The organism is Actinoplanes rectilineatus (assembly GCF_000962825.1).
GTDB lineage: Bacteria > Actinomycetota > Actinomycetes > Mycobacteriales > Micromonosporaceae > Actinoplanes > Actinoplanes rectilineatus.
On the sequence record NZ_JZKF01000093.1, the window covers coordinates 19,855 to 35,061 of the forward strand.

The 15,207-nt window shown below is 70.2% G+C and carries 13 protein-coding genes; 12 read left to right on the plus strand and 1 reads right to left on the minus strand.

Translation table 11 applies throughout. The features are described from left to right. Positions 1-41 precede the first annotated feature (41 nt). From WH85_RS39225 to WH85_RS39270, 10 genes are all read left to right on the plus strand, one after another. Complete coding sequence (locus WH85_RS39225) at positions 42-1,148, plus strand: hypothetical protein (protein ID WP_245674287.1); 1,107 nt, start codon at positions 42-44, stop codon at positions 1,146-1,148. After that, positions 1,135-4,371, plus strand: a complete 3,237-nt coding sequence (locus WH85_RS39230) for a sensor histidine kinase (protein ID WP_045747225.1) — start codon at positions 1,135-1,137, stop codon at positions 4,369-4,371. Before WH85_RS39225 ends, WH85_RS39230 begins: the two co-directional genes overlap by 14 nt. Continuing rightward, entirely contained in the window at positions 4,368-4,814 is a 447-nt protein-coding gene (locus WH85_RS39235; protein WP_045747226.1) for a roadblock/LC7 domain-containing protein, read from the plus strand. The genes WH85_RS39230 and WH85_RS39235 overlap by 4 nt, the downstream gene beginning before the upstream one ends. Further along, positions 4,811-5,278, plus strand: a complete 468-nt coding sequence (locus tag WH85_RS39240; RefSeq protein ID WP_045747227.1) for a DUF742 domain-containing protein — start codon at positions 4,811-4,813, stop codon at positions 5,276-5,278. The genes WH85_RS39235 and WH85_RS39240 overlap by 4 nt, the downstream gene beginning before the upstream one ends. Further along, complete coding sequence (locus tag WH85_RS39245; protein WP_083449601.1) at positions 5,256-5,879, plus strand: GTP-binding protein; 624 nt, start codon at positions 5,256-5,258, stop codon at positions 5,877-5,879. Before WH85_RS39240 ends, WH85_RS39245 begins: the two co-directional genes overlap by 23 nt. Positions 5,880-5,975: 96 nt before the next feature. Then, entirely contained in the window at positions 5,976-6,932 is a 957-nt protein-coding gene (locus tag WH85_RS39250; protein ID WP_045747228.1) for a hypothetical protein, read from the plus strand. Positions 6,933-7,297: 365 nt separating this feature from the next. After that, positions 7,298-8,635 carry a glycosyltransferase gene (locus tag WH85_RS39255; protein WP_045747229.1) on the plus strand — a complete coding sequence of 446 codons (1,338 nt, stop codon included), beginning with the start codon at positions 7,298-7,300 and terminating at the stop codon, positions 8,633-8,635. 48 nt (positions 8,636-8,683) lie between these two features. After that, positions 8,684-9,913 (plus strand): non-hydrolyzing UDP-N-acetylglucosamine 2-epimerase, encoded by a 1,230-nt coding sequence (gene wecB / locus WH85_RS39260; RefSeq protein ID WP_245674288.1) that lies wholly within the window; start codon positions 8,684-8,686, stop codon positions 9,911-9,913. Further along, positions 9,913-11,547, plus strand: coding sequence for a DUF2334 domain-containing protein (locus tag WH85_RS39265; protein WP_045747230.1), 1,635 nt, complete (start codon positions 9,913-9,915; stop codon positions 11,545-11,547). Before wecB ends, WH85_RS39265 begins: the two co-directional genes overlap by 1 nt. A gap of 23 nt (positions 11,548-11,570) precedes the next feature. Then, positions 11,571-11,921, plus strand: coding sequence for a hypothetical protein (locus WH85_RS39270; RefSeq protein ID WP_045747231.1), 351 nt, complete (start codon positions 11,571-11,573; stop codon positions 11,919-11,921). Between the two features lie 80 nt (positions 11,922-12,001). Here the strand turns inward: WH85_RS39270 and WH85_RS39275 are convergent, their stop codons facing one another. Continuing rightward, positions 12,002-12,769, minus strand: coding sequence for a dienelactone hydrolase family protein (locus tag WH85_RS39275; protein ID WP_045747232.1), 768 nt, complete (start codon positions 12,767-12,769; stop codon positions 12,002-12,004). Positions 12,770-12,858: 89 nt separating this feature from the next. Here WH85_RS39275 and WH85_RS39280 point away from each other — a divergent pair, with 89 nt between their 5' ends. Both WH85_RS39280 and WH85_RS39285 read left to right on the plus strand, forming a co-directional pair. Further along, positions 12,859-13,416: a TetR/AcrR family transcriptional regulator gene (locus WH85_RS39280; RefSeq protein ID WP_045747233.1), complete on the plus strand. Its 558-nt coding sequence runs from the start codon at positions 12,859-12,861 to the stop codon at positions 13,414-13,416. A gap of 94 nt (positions 13,417-13,510) precedes the next feature. After that, positions 13,511-14,974 (plus strand): glycoside hydrolase family 18 protein, encoded by a 1,464-nt coding sequence (locus WH85_RS39285; protein ID WP_045747234.1) that lies wholly within the window; start codon positions 13,511-13,513, stop codon positions 14,972-14,974. Positions 14,975-15,207 lie beyond the last annotated feature (233 nt).

The window sequence follows — 15,207 nt, forward strand, 5'->3', positions numbered from 1 at the left end:
TGTCCAGCCGGCGAAACCGTTTACGCTCCAGCCTCGCGGCGGTGCTGACGGTCCTCGTCCTGCTGCCGACCGCAGCCCTGTTCCTGCGAGTCCTGAGCGACAACTCGGAACAGCGGGACGAGACCCTGCTCCAGCAGCAGGGCGTGGAATACCTGACCGCCCTCTCACCGCTGGTCAGCGCGCTCGCCGAGTCCCAGGCGTCGTCGCTGCAGGGCGTCAAGGAGGTGCCGCAGTCGGTGACGGCCGCCACCGCCCGCGTGACCGAGGTCGACGCGCGACTCGGTGACGTCCTCGGCACCACCCAGCGCTGGACCGGCCTGAAGGACAAGATCGGCCGGCTGCCGAGCGTCACCGGTGACGCCGCCACGATCTACCAGGCCCACCAAGAGGTCACCGACCTGACCCTCGAGCTCTTCACCGCGCTCCGGCAGCGGTCGCAGCTCAACCAGGTCTCGCAGAACGACCTCTGGTATCTCCAGGAGGCCGCCACGGTGAACCTGCCGGAGGCCGTGACCTGGGCCAGCCGCATGAGTGACCTCGCGAACATGGCCGCCAACGCCAAGAAGGCGCAGAAGCCCGCACTGAACATCGCCGGCGCCACCGCCGTACAGAACGTGGAGAGCGCCGTCAACGCGCTGACCGAGAACCTGCAGGCCGCCGCCGCCGACACCGAGAGCGCCACCCTCAGCGGCAGCCTGGTCAGCAACCTCGACTCCTTCCGCCGGGGCATCGAGGCCGCCAACCGCGGTGTCTCCGTCGCCGGCGTTCCGAACGCCGCCGCCCTGGCGACCGCGCAGGTCACCCTGCAAAAGGCCCTCGACGCGCTCAGCAACGTCGTCTACGGCGAGATGAAGAACCTGTACGACGACCGTCTCGACAGCGATGACTACCGCCGCATCGAAGCCTGGGGCCTGTTCGTGCTCGCGCTGGCCCTGATGGCCGCCGGCATCTACTGGGGCCGTGGCCGCGGTGCCGCGCCCGCCACCACCACCGGCGAGACCGGCCGCGAGGTGTCCGTCCAGAGCGACGCCGGCAACGGCTCCACCTACGGCGGCAACAGCCCCAACCCGTACGACCAGCCGAACTACGGCGAGGCCTCCGGCTACGGTGACGTCAACCGGCGGGAGCGTTCCAGTGCTCTTCGGTAAGTTCCGCATCCTGGGCAAGCTGGCCCTGCTGGTGCTGGTGCCCCTTCTCGGGGTCGTCGGCCTCAGTGTCCCGGTCATCTACGAGCGCGCCAACGCGGCGCGCATCGCCCAGGAGACCTCCGACACGGTCCAGTTGGCCACCCAGGTGAGTTCGGCCCTGATCCAGCTCCAGGAGGAGCGGCTCCTCTCGGTCGGCTACCGCCTCGGCCTCGTCGAGCAGCCTGTGCTCGTGGTGCAGAGCGCCGAGGCCGCCGACGCGATCGCGATCCTCGACCGCACCGAGGGTCTCTCGCTCGAGATGCGCCGGGCCGTCAACATCGCCACCCGCCTCGACAGCACCCGGCAGAACGTGCTCAACGGCACGGTCACCCCGGTGCAGATCGTCGACCAGTTCACCAGCGTGGTCACCCCGCTGATCGACGGTCTGGGCCTGTCCACCAGCGCCGACCTGTCGACCGGCGTCGGCCGCCAGGTCTTCGCGCTCGAGCAGGCCATGCGCTCCGACGACCTGATCAGCCAGGCGTCCGGCTACCTGGCCATCGCGGCCACCGCCAAACCCGGCTCGCAGGACGCCGACCTGCTGCTCAACCAGTTCAACGCGACGTTCGCCGAGATCTCCTCGATCATTGCGTCGTCGAAGGTCTTCTTCACCGACGCGCAGTACAAGCTCTACCTGAACACCCAGGAAGCGTTCTCGTTCCGCATCGGCTCGAAGTTCATCACCGCCCTGCAGAGCAACCCGTCGACGGCGATCGCCACGCTCAACGTCGAGACGCTGTTCCCCTCCCTGCAGTCCGTCACGGTCCTCGGCTCGTTCGTCGAGAAGCGCGTGGCGAAGGACGTGGACGTCACCGTCACCGCCAACCGTGACAGCGCCATCCAACAGGCGCTGCTCATCGGTGGTGGCGCACTGCTGCTGCTGATCCTGGTGGTCACGCTCAGCATCTTCATGGCCCGCGCGGTCGCCCGGCCGCTGCGCCGTCTGACCGTCTCCGCCGACCGCATCGCCCGCGCCGCCGAGGCCGAGCTAGAGCGGGTGGCCGACGACGAGCAGGAAGCCGCCGTCCGCCCGATCCGCCTCGACCCGGTCGACGTGGAGGCCCAGGACGAGATCGGCGACCTGGCCCGCGCGTTCGACCGCGTACAGACCACCGCCGCCCGGCTGGTGGAACGCCAGGTGCTCGGCCGCCGAAACGTCGCCCAGATGTTCGGGCACGTCGGACGGCGTACCCAGAACCTGGTCGGCCGTCAGCTGTCCCTGATCGACGGCCTGGAGCGCCGCGAGACCGACAGCGACCGTCTCCGCGAGCTCTACCGACTGGACCACATGTCCAGCCGTCTGCGCCGGAACGCGTCCGCGCTCGTCGTGCTCTCCGGTGCCGCCGGCGCCAACGAGCACATGGCTCCGCTGCCGCTCTCCGACGTCGTCCGTCTCGCCCTGGGTGAGATCGAGGACTACACCCGTGTCGAGGTGGACATCCCGGAGGACATCGTCGTGGTGCCGGCCGTCCTGGCCGACCTGACGCTGCTCCTGGCCGAGCTGCTGGAGAACGCCACCACGTTCTCCCCGCCGCACACCAACGTCACGGTCAGCGCCGACGAACTGCGCGGCGGCGCCCGCCTCGCGATCATCGACCACGGCCTGGGTCTGGCACCCGAACGTCTGGCCGAGGAGAACGCCCGTCTGACCCGTCGTGAGCGACTCGACCTGGCCCCCACCGAGGTGCTCGGTCTGTTCGTGGTCGGCCGGCTCGCCCGCCGGCACGGCATCGAGGTCACCCTCACCGACACCCCGGACGGCGGTCTGACCGCCTGGATCGACCTCAACCCGTCGCACATGATCGCCCGCACGGAGAGCCTGGCCCCGGTTCCGGCCATCCAGACCGCGCACACCGCGGCCGCCGCGGTGCAGGCGCCCCCGGCGATGCCGGCCCCCGCCGAGATGCCGCAGATCCAGGCGCCGGAGTACGGCATGCGCCCGGTCTCGGCACAGCCGGCGATGGCCCCGGCCTACTCGGCGGCCCTGCGCGGCAACACCACCGAGGTCGCTATCGCCAGCTCGGCGGTCCGCTCGGTGCCCGGCAGCCAGCAGCCGTTCGACCCGAACAAGCTGAGCCGGGCGACCCACACGCTGGAGTCGTCGAACTCGTGGAACGCGTTCGGCGGCGGTGGCAGGGAGACCGCGGACCCGTACGCGGGACAGCCGGTCTACGATGCGGAACCGGTCTACTCGCCCGGCCCCGCGTATCAGGAGCCGGTCTACACCACCGGTTCCGGCCTTCCGGAGCAGGCGCCCTCGTTCGACATGGGCACCCCGGTGGCGGGCCGGGTTCCGGCAGCGTTGCCGGAACTCCCCTCCGCCGCACCGGCCGGTCCGGTCTGGAGCCACGAACAACAGGCTGTTCAGCCGGCGTGGGGCCAGACACCGGCCGCACCGGCGGCATGGAACACCCCGTCGGCCCCCACTCCCTCCGAGGCGATCCCGATTCCGCACCAGCGTTCCGGCGACGACTTCACTGCACAGCCTCCGGCTGTGGAGCAGCCCGCCGCCACCCCACCCTCGCAGCGCAACGGCGCCGCGCCGCTGCGCCGGCGGGTGCCGGGCAGTCAGCTGCCCCAGGAGACCGCGCCGCAGCAGCACGCCAAGGCGCCGACCCAGGACGACGCCCTCGCGGCCCGCGCCGCCTTCGACGCGTTCGAGGCCGGCGTCAGCAAGGCCCAGTGGGACGTCGCGGAGACCAGCGCCACCATGCCGGCTCCGATGCTCGGCCGTCCCGACTGGGAACAGCCGGCCATCGGCGGCCCGCAGTGGGACACCCCCGCGCCGAGCTCTCCGGCGCCCGCTCCGCAGTGGAACACTCCGGCACCGAGCTCCCCGGTTCCGGCTCCGCAGTGGAACACCCCGGCGCCGGCCGCTTCCTCGTGGGACGCTCCGGCATCGAACGGCGGCGTCCAGTGGAACGTGCCGTCGGCGGCCGCCGCGGCGCCGCCCGCTGCGGCCGCTCCTCCGGCGCCCCCGGCTCCGCCCGGTGCTCCCGCCGGTCTCACCCGTCGTGTGCCCGGTGCCTCGCTGCCGAACGACGAGCCCTACCGCCCCACTCCACCGCCGGCCCCGGCTCAGCTGGACCCGGATGCCGCCCGAGCCCTGATGGATCAGTTCGAGTACGGCGTCGCACTCGCACTGAATGAAAGCCAGCCACAACACGAGGGACAACCGCGATGACTTCCCCTTACCCCCCCGCGCAAAGTCAGCTCAGTGCTGAAGCCAAGACCTTCAACTGGCTGCTGGACTCCTTCACCTCCGGTACCGCGGGCGTGATCGAGGCCATCGCGGTCTCCTCGGACGGTCTGCTGATGGCCATGTCCGCGATCAAGGACCGGCCGAACGCCGAGCGCCTCGCGGCCGTGGTCTCCGGCCTGACCAGCCTCTCCGGTGGCGCTGCCAGCTGGTACCGCCTGGGCGCCCTGAACCGCGTCATCATCGACATGGCGGACGGCTACCTGCTGGTCACGGCGATCAGCGCGGGTTCGGTGCTCGGCGTGATCGCCGACCGCTCGGCCAACCTCGGCACCCTGGCGTACGAGATGACGCTGTTCGCCACGCGTGCCGGCGGTGCTCTCAGCCCGCGCCTCATCGCCGAGCTCAAGAACGCCGTTCAGCAATGACCTACCCGGACCCCGACGACCCGGTAGCTCCGGCGCGCCCCGGAGTCCGGCCCTTCCTGCAATCCGGTCCGCAGCAGCCCTCGTCCGGCGGCTACACCCCCACCGGGGAACAGCCGCCGGTCGAGACGCAGGCCAACAGTTTTTTGCGCCCGTTCGTCATCACGTCCGGGCGGACCGATGGAGGCGACCCCGACATCGGTATGGAAACTCAGGTGACGATGGTGCACGGTGCGCCACCGTCGCGGCTATCTCCGGAAACCAGGGCGATCGTGTCCCTCTGCGAGGACAGTCCGATCTCTGTGGCCGAGATCTCCGCTCGCTTGCGCCTTCATCTGGGCGTCTGCCGAATCCTCGTCGGTGACCTTCGGGCCGCCGGCCAACTGGATGTCCACGTGCTGGACAACGACACACCTGACCCCGAGACCATCATGCGAGTGATCCGTGGACTTCGATCCATCAGCTAACCGCGTCGTCGGTAGCGCGCGCGTACAAGGCAGCGCGCCCAAGAAGGCTCCGGTCCCCGTCAAGATCATCGTGGCGGGCGGATTCGGCGTGGGCAAGACCACCACGGTCGGTGCCATCTCCGAGATCTCGCCCCTCACCACGGAAGCCGAGATGACCTCGGAGTCCGTCGGCATCGACAACCCCGGTCAGGCGACCATGAAGACCGGAACCACGGTCGCGATGGACTTCGGCGTTCTGACCATCGACCAGACGTTGAAGCTCTACATTTTCGGTACGCCGGGGCAGACCCGGTTCGCCTTCATGTGGGACGACCTGGTGAAGGGTGCCCTCGGCGCCCTGGTTGTGGTAGATACCAACCGAATAGACGACTGCTATCCGGCGGTCGACTACTTCGAGCGGGCTGGGCTTCCGTTCGTCGTCGGTATCAACACCTTCAACGGGCAGATGAACTACAGCGTCGACGAGGTTCGGTGGGCGCTGGCGGTTCGTGAGGACGTGCCGGTCATCTCGTTCGACGCCCGTTTCCGGGCGTCGGTGCGGGATGCCCTGCTGATCGTCCTGGACCAGGCACTCGACAAGGCGATCCGGATGAAGTCGTAGGAGGGTGTCGACCGGTCGCCCGGTCACGGTTCCCAAATCCCGTCCGGGGAGGGACAGTGAAAGACCGGGCGACCGCGTGAGGAAGAGGACGGTGACGTGCGAGGCGGACTGGACGACGCGCTCGACAAGCTCGCCCGGCGGGACGAGCTCCGGCGCCGCGCCACCGGAGACGGCAGCAGCACCCCGCCGGCGGTGACCGAGTTGGTCGAGGCGATCGCGGGTGTGGTCGCCCGTCATCCGAGCCTGAACGTCACGGTCGGCGTCGAGGGCGCCGGTGATCCGACTCTGCTGCACTTCGCCTTCGCCGACGGCGTGGTGCAGGTGAACGCCGACCACGCGGTCGCGGCACGGGCCGACGATGTCCCGCCGCCGCACGCCGACTTCGTGATCGACGTGGAGGAGCCGGAGGAGCCACCGGTCGCGTACGGCCCGCGGGGCCACCAGGACGATCAGGACCGGTTCGGCCCGACCGCGGATTACGACTATCCCGATCCGCCCACTGCCGAGCGCCCGTTCGTGGCGCCGGCGGCCCAGGAGCACACCGGTGAACGCCCGTTCGTGGCGCCGGCGGCCCAGGCGCAGCACACCGGTGAACGCCCGTTCGTGGCGCCACCGGCCAACTGGCCCCGGCGCCCGGAGCCGTCCGCGACGCAGCCCGGTCAGCCGATCACGCCGGACCGGGTGCCGGGCGAGACGACCCGGGAGGATCTCGCGGCCCGCCTGGCGCAGGCCCGCGAGTCCGCGCCGAACCCGTTCGCGGCCGCCGCCCCGCCGCCTCCGCCGACGACTCCGGCGGCGTTCAAGCCGCAGCCACCGCCGGCCTACATCGAACGCCCGGGTCCGGCGTCGCCCTACGCGGCGCCCGCTTCGGCACCGCCGTTCCCGACCGCGCACGCCGAACCGCAGCACACCGATGCGACGGGCGGCTTCGAGCAGTTGCGGGAGCCGATCCCGCTGCAGGTGGAGCGCCCGGAGGAGACCGAGATGGCGGCCCGCCGGCTGGCCGCTCTGCTCCGCAGCAATCCCAGCCTTCTGGACAACCCGCCCGAATAGCGACACCAGCACCGACAGGCCCCGGCCGCTTCCCGCGAGCCGGGGTTTCTCATGCCCGGAGTCATCACCCGATTACTCAGAGTGTCGGCATGAGCGATAACCCCACCGCAACCGTGAGGTCACTCTCCGCAGCATTCTCCGGCGGCGGGCCGAGGCCGCGAACCGAACCCCACGCGCCCGGTTTTGGACCCATTTGCCCTGCCTGAGATGTCTGGGTTCGCCCTTTTGGCCGGTCTCGCTCTCCGTTCGGGGATCACCTCTTGAGTGACGCTCGGTAGTTCCCTAATGTCCTATTACGTCCGAGGGAACGGGGGCCACCCGCCCCTCGGATCTCACGAACAGTGACCAGGGCAGAGGAGGCGACATTGACGGCGTCACAGGGCTGGCTCTTCGCGGTTGCGGGCTACGCGCTGCTGCTGGCCTGGCCGCTCTCCACGGTGGTCCTGGTCTGGTTCGGCGTCCGCTACGTCGGCACCCACCGCGCCAAGGTCGTCAACCGGGCGGTGGCCGGCGGCGACGCCCGCCCCGAGCACTTCTGGGTCATCGTCCCGGCCCTCAACGAGGAGGCCGTGGTCGCCAACACGGTCAGCGCGGCGCTCGGCCTGCACGGCCCGGCCGGCACCCTGGCCCGGGTCCTGGTCGTCGACGACGGCTCCGACGACCGCACTCCCGAGGTCCTCGCCGCCATCGACCACCCGCGGCTGCACATCATGCGGCGGGAGCTGCCCGAGGCCCGGCAGGGCAAGGGTGAGGCGCTGAACGCGGCGTACCGGCACATCAGCATGCTGACCGCGCAGGCCGGCGTCAGCCCCGAGCGCGTGGTCATCGGCATCATCGACGGCGACGGTCAGGGCAGCGAGAACATCCTGATCGAGGTCTCCCGCCTGATGCGGGACAGCAACGTCGGTGCGGTGCAGGTGCAGGTCCGGATCCGGAACCGCAACAAGATCCTCGGCGCGGTACAGGATCTGGAGTTCGGCGCGATCGTCGACGCCTGCCAGAACCTGCGCGACGTGCTGGACACCGTCGGCCTCGGCGGCAACGGCCAGTTCAGCCGGCTCTCCACCCTCCAGTCACTGGGCACCGCCCCCTGGTCCAGCTGCCTGGTCGAGGACATGGAGCTGGGCCTGCGGATGCACCTGGACGGCGTCTCGATCCGCTACACCTCCCGGTCGAGCGTCACCCAGCAGGCGGTCGTCGACGTCCGCCGGCTCACCCGGCAGCGCACCCGCTGGGCGCAGGGCAACATGCAGTGCGCCCGGTACCTCGGCACGCTGTTCAGCTCGCCGCGGATCGCCCGGTCCGCGCTGATGGAGATCATGCATTACCTGCTCTCCCCCTGGGCCAACGCGATCGTCACCATCCTGCTGATGATCATGTTCGGGTCCGGCGCGCTGGGCCTGGCGATCGGCCACCCGGTGCTGTTCCTGCCGACCTGGGCCGCTCTCGCCGAGAGCATCGTCATCTGGGCGGTGGTCACCACCATCCCCGGCCTGATCTGGGCGATGGTCCACAAGTACAAGCGTGGCGACGAGGCCATGCCGCGCATGATGGTCGCCGCTCTGGCGTACCCCGCCTTCCTGGTCCTGGGTCTGGCCGCCACCTACCGCGCTCTGGGCCGTCAGGCCAGCGGCCGGCAGGGCTGGGCCAAGACCGAACGGCTCGCCGAGGAGCCGCTGGCAGCGCTCCCCACTGCTGCCTGATCCGAAATATCCCCTTAAATCCCCCCCCCTGCAGAAGGCTGGTCCCCCTTGTCCCTGCACGAGAACAACGACACCCTGCGCGAGAACAACCACACCCTGCGCGAGGTCCACCTGATCGGCGGCACCCGCCCGGAGGCCGTCAAGCTCGCCCCCGTCGCCATCGCCATGCGGGAGGCCGGCCTGCTCCAGCCGGTGCTGCTCGCCAGCGGCCAGCACCCCACGATGGTCACCCAGGCGCTCGCCGCCTTCGGCCTCACCCCCGACATCACCCTGCAGATCGACCGCGGCACCGGCGGCCAGGCCGAGCTGCTCACCGCGATGATCCGCGAGCTCGACGAACTCTGGTCGGTACGCACCCCCGCCGCCGTGATCGTCCAGGGCGACACCACCACCAGCCTGGCCGGCGCCCTGGCCGCGTTCTGGCGGCGCATCCCGGTCGTCCACCTGGAGGCCGGCCTGCGCTCCGGTGACCTCGAGTCACCGTTCCCCGAGGAGGGCAACCGCCGCCTGGTCGCCCAGGTCGCCGCCCTGCACCTGGCCCCGACACCACTCGCCGCGATGAACCTGCTGGACGAGAAGATCACCCCGTCCGACGTGCTGATCACCGGTAACACCGTGGTCGACGCCGCGCTGACGATGGCCGGCCGCAAGCTGCCCTTCGATAACGCCGCCGTGGCCGCCGCCCGGGCCGGCAGCACCAACCGGCTGGTCCTGGTCACCGCGCACCGCCGGGAGTCGTGGGGACAGCCGCTGGACCGGATCCTCACCGCCGTCAAGGAACTGATCGAGACCTACCCGGACATCGACGTGATCCTGCCGAGCCACCCGAACCCGGCGGTCCGCGCCCAGGTCGACGCCGCCCTCGCCGGGGTCGAGCGGGTGACGGTCACCGACCCGCTGCCCTACCCGGACCTGGCACGACTGCTGTCCGAGGCGTACCTGGTGCTCACCGACTCGGGCGGCATCCAGGAGGAGGCCCCGTCGTTCGGCGTGCCGGCACTCGTGCTGCGCGACGTCACCGAACGGGTCGAGTCGCTGGAGGCGGGCTGCGCCAAACTGGTCGGCTCGGACACCGGGCGGATCGTCGAGGAGGCGTCCGTGCTGCTGGACAGCCGGGTCCGCCGCGATGCGATGACCGCCGGCGGCAACCCGTACGGCGATGGTCTCGCCGCCCGGCGCACCGCCCAGGCCACCGCCGCTCTGCTGGGTCTCGCCGCCGTGCCCGACGCGATGCCCGTCCTGACCTCGACCGTCCTCACCTCCGGAGCCGTGGCCTGATGCGCGACAACATCGTCACCCGCCGTGCCGTGCTCGCCGGCGCGGGCGCCGCTGTCACCGCCACCGCGATCGGTCTGAGCACCGTCGAGGCGGACGCCGCCGCCCCGAAGGTCACCACCGCCGCGGCCACCAGTACCACGAAGACCGGCAAGGCCGCCCCCGGCGCCGGTGCGGCGAAGACCCTCGTCCTGTACGACACCACCGGCGACTACGGCTGGCTGGGCGAGGTCTACGCGACCCAGACCGCGAACCTGGCCTCGCACTTCGGCACGTGGACGGCGGCGCCGGTCTCCGGTTACCGGGCCGGCGACCTGAACGCGTACACCGCGGTGATCTATCTGGGTTCGACCTACGACGAGCCGCTGCCGGCCGCGTTCCTGACCGACGTGACCACCACGACCAAGTCGGTGACCTGGGTCTACAACAACATCTGGCAGCTCGCCAAGCAGGACGGGTTCGCCGCGAAGTACGGCTTCACCAGCGGGCTGTTCGACTTCGCCCAGGTAGGCGAGGTCACCTACAAGGGACGGTCGCTGACCCGCGGCTCGGAGAACAACTCCGGGATCATGAACCTGACGATCAGCGACGCCGCGAAGGTCACCACGGTGGCGACCGCGACCCGCGCCGACGGCACCACCTTCCCGTGGGCGGTGACCTCGGGCAACCTGACCTACGTCGGGGAGATCCCGTTCTCGTACGTCACGCACGACGACCGCTACCTGGTCTTCGCCGACCTGCTCTTCACCGTGCTGGGCAGCACCGCCGGCGAGCGGCACCGGGCGCTGGTCCGGATCGAGGACGTCGGACCGGACTCGGACCCGGACGAGCTGCGCGCCATCGCCGACTACCTGTCGTCGGTGAAGGTGCCGTTCAGCGTCGCCGTCTACCCGCGGTACCGGGACCCGAAGGGTGCGCAGAACGACGGCAAGGCCCAGGACTACACGCTGCTGAAGAAGCCGAAGGTCATCGCGGCGCTGAAGTACATGCAGTCCAAGGGCGGCACGCTGCTGATGCACGGCTACACCCACCAGTACGGTTCGGTGGCGAACCCCTACGACGGGGTCAGCGCGAACGACTTCGAGTTCTTCACCGCGCACGTGGACGACGCCGACCGGGTCGTCTACGACGGTCCGGTGGACGGTGACTCGGTCGCGTGGGCCACCTCGCGGATGCTCGCCTCGGGGGCGCTCTTCGTCGCCGCGGGTCTCGGCTCGCCCAAGATCTTCGAGTTCCCGCACTACGCCGCCAGCCCGGCCGACTACCAGGCGGTCCACGCGCTGTTCGGCAAGCGTTACGACCGTGGCCTGTACTTCCCCGGGGTGCTCACCGGCGCCAGATACGACTACACCCGCCAGTTCGGACAGTTCTTCCCCTACACCGTCCGGGACGTCTACGGCTCGGTCGTCGTGCCGGAGAACGTCGGCAACGTGGAGCCGACGGCGTACAACACGCACCCGGTGCGCCTGCCGTCCGACATCATCGCCTCGGCCGAGCGCAACCTGGTCGTGCGGGACGGTGTGGCGAGCTGCTTCTACCACTCGTACCTGGGCACCGATTACCTCAAGGAGCTCGTCACCGGCCTCACCAAGGTCGGTTACACCTTCGTGAGTGCCGATTCGATGCTCAACGGCTGATCCACCGCTTGAGAGGAACCCCCGTGAATGTGGTCGACTTCTGGATCCGGTCCTGGACCAGCGACGATCTGCCGGCCGCCCGCAGACTCCTGACGTCCGGCGCCGAAGCCGAGTGGAACTTCGACGCCCCGGTCGACGACGAGGAGCTGCTGCAGGTCCTGCACCGGATCGCCGCATTCGCGGACAAGGTCACCGTGGTGGCGCGTACCGATGCGATCGACGGCTCGGCCCTGGTCTACGACCTGGACGCGCCGTTCGGCACCGCCCGGATGGTGGAGTTCCTCGCGGTCGAGGACGACCGGATCCAGGAGGTGCGGCACGTCTACGACGTGACCGCGATCGACCGCTACTTCCCGGGTCTTTACAGCAACTGACGACGATCGCTCCAGGCGCGCCGGTCACTCTCTCCTTCAGGGGTACGAGTGACCGGCGTTCCCCGTCGGGGCATGAAACGTCAGTCGTGCCGTGGACCGTGCGGAAGTACCCGGCCGAACAGCGCGAACAGGGCCGCCCAGTGGCGCAGTTCGGCCTCCGGGTGGTGCATCGCGGTGTCCGACATGGTGAAGCCGTGCGGGGCGCCCTCGTACAGCTCCGACGTGTACGTGACGCCGGCCGCCTCCAGGGCCGCCTCGAGCGCCTTGACGTTCTCCGGTGTCATCGACCCGTCGTTGTCGGCGTGCGCGAAGTACACCTCGGCGGTGATCGAGCCGACGCCCAGGTGCGGGCTGTCCGGCCGGTCGGTGACGACGTGCCCGGCGTGGAAACTGGCCAGCACCGCGAACCGCTGCGGGTTGCTCGCGACCGCGACCAGGGCGTTCCGGCCTCCCATGCAGTACCCGAGGATGCCCGCCCGGACCGGTTCCACACCCTCCTGGGCCGCGAGGAAGTCCAGGTAGGCGGCGGTGTCCGCGGCCACCCGGGACGGCGTGAGGCTCTGCATCATCGGGCCGAGCCGGCCGAAAACGGCGCCGCGCCGCTCCACGTCGGTCAGGTCCTCGGGCTGCACCAGCGGGCTGCGGGCGTCCCGGTAGAAGAGGTTGGGGACCAGGACGGCGTACCCGCGTTCGGCGATCCGGTCGGCCATCTCCTTGATCCGTGGCCGGATGCCGAACGCATCCATGAACAGCAGCACCGGTGGGTACAGCCCCGGGGCCGCGGGCTTCACGAAGTACGCGTCGGCGGTGCCGTCCGCGGTCGGGACGTCGATGTCGATCTGCTGCATGGTCGCACCTCTCGCACCATTGGTCGTGATCGTGGGGACCGTAACACCGAGACGGAGCAAAACCGCAGGAACGTCGTATCCTGTGGCACATGGCCCCCCGGCTACGCGCGGATGCCCGGCGCAACCGTGTCGCTCTCCTCGCTGCCGCCCGTGAAGTCTTCGCCGAGCACGGACTCGACGCGTCGCTCGACGAGATCGCGCGGCGGGCCGGCGTCGGCAACGCCACCCTCTACCGCCGGTTCCCCAGCCGGCGGCATCTGATCGCCGAGGTCTTCGCGAGTCACCTGACCGCCGCGGTACGCCTCGCCGACCAGGCCGTCGAGCATCCCGACCCGTGGGCCGCGTTCGTCGGCTACCTGACCCGGATCTGCGAGCTGCAGGCCACCGACCGTGGCCTGGCGGAGCTGCTGGTCACCACCGCCTTCGACGACGACGAGCGGCTGGCCGTGCTGCGCGCGGCCGCCCAGCGGCGGTCGGTGGACGTGCTGACCCGGGCCCAGCGGGCCGGCCGGCTGCGCGCGGACTTCACCCGCAACGACATGTCGCTGCTGATGATGGCGAACGCCGGGGTGGCCCAACACGCCGGCGATCCGCAGGCCTGGCGCCGGCAGCTGGCGCTCGTGATCGGCGGGCTCGCCGCCCGATGATTTTAAAGATCTTTAAGGCAACGACCCGGACTCCTTAAGCCGCCCGGTCGCAGAATCGACTCCCGTCGGAGTCCTTCGCGATCGGAGTTCCACCATGCAACGCAGCCCCCTGCGGCTCGCCATCTACGCCACGGCCGCGGTGCTCGCGGTCGGCGGCGGTATCGGCGCTGCGGTCGCCGCCACCGGGCCGGGCGGCACCGGAACCCTGACCGCGTCGTTCGCCAAGGACAGTGACTGGGGCACCGGCTACCAGGCCCAATACACGATCACGAACGGCACCTCGGCGGCGGTCGAGGGCTGGAAGGTCGCGTTCGCGCTGCCGTCGAGCGCGAAGCTGGGCAGCTTCTGGGACACCAAGATCACGACGGCCGGCGGGGTGCAGACCGCGGAGGGCGTCGCCTGGAACAGCACCATCCCGGCCGGCGGCACCCTGTCGTTCGGTTTCATCGTCGCCGGCAGCGGCGACCCGACCAACTGCACGATCAACGGCGCGCCCTGCTCCGGCGGCACGGCGGTCACCACCGCCCCCACCGCGACCACCAGCCCGGCCGCTTCCCCCTCGAAGACCGCCACCACCGCGCCGACCGCCACCAGGACCACCACGGCCGCACCGGCACCGACCGCGACCAAGACGGCCACCGCCGCCCCGACGACCTCGGCACCCACCACCAAGGCCGGCGACGTGCTGGTCGCGCCCTATGTGGACATGGGTCTGCTGTCCAACGGCGCGACCACGCTCTCCTCGCTGACCAAGGGCGGCAACGTCACGTCGGCCAGCCTCGGCTTCGTCACCGGCGCCGGCTGCAAGGCGAGCTGGTTCGGCGCGTTCGACCCGCGCACCAAGGAGTTCGGCGGGCAGATCGACGCGATCCGGGCGGCCGGCGGCGACGTCAAGGTCTCCTTCGGCGGCGCGACCGGCGTCGAACTGGCCTCGGCGTGCACCAGCGTGAGCGCGCTGCAGGCCGAGTACCAGGCCGTCGTGGACGCCTACCAGCTCGAGTACATCGACCTGGACATCGAGGGCGCGGCCGTCGCCGACGGCACCTCGATCGCCCGCCGGTCCACCGCCCTGGCCGCCCTGCAGAAGGCGAACCCGGGCCTGAAGATCTCGCTGACCCTCCCGGTGCTGCCCGAGGGCCTGACCGCCGACGGCCTGAACGTGGTCACGTCGGCCAAGAACGCCGGTGTCGACGTCGACCTGGTCAACATCATGGCGATGGACTACGGACGGGCCGGCCAGGACTACGGCGACCTCGCCATCCAGGCCGTGAAATCCACCAAGGACCAGATCAAGTCGGTGTACGGGAACAGCGACGCGGCCGCCTTCGCCATGGTCGGCGTGACCCCGATGCTGGGCGTGAACGACGACAACGGGGTGTTCGGCCTGAGCGACGCCCGTGACCTGGTCGCTTTCGCCAACCAGAACCACCTCGGCATGGTCTCGGCCTGGGAGTTCCACCGCGACTTCAACGCCTGCACCGGCGCGCTCTTCCAGTGCACCAACGTCAGTCAGTCGTCGCTCGAGTTCACCAAGATCCTGGCGGGCTTCAAGGGCTGACCGGTGTGTTGACTTCAGGCGCGTAGGGCGCCCGAACTCAACACACGGCTCTGACCGACGCCACCGAGACAACGGCCCCGGGAGATTCTCCCGGGGCCGTTCGCCGTCACCACCCCAGTCGGGGCGTGTTGAACTGGGGCGCCGTAGACGCCCAAAATCACCACACCCATCAGGGCGTGTTGAACTGGGGCGCCGTAGACGCCCGAAATCACCACACCCATCGGGGTGTGTTG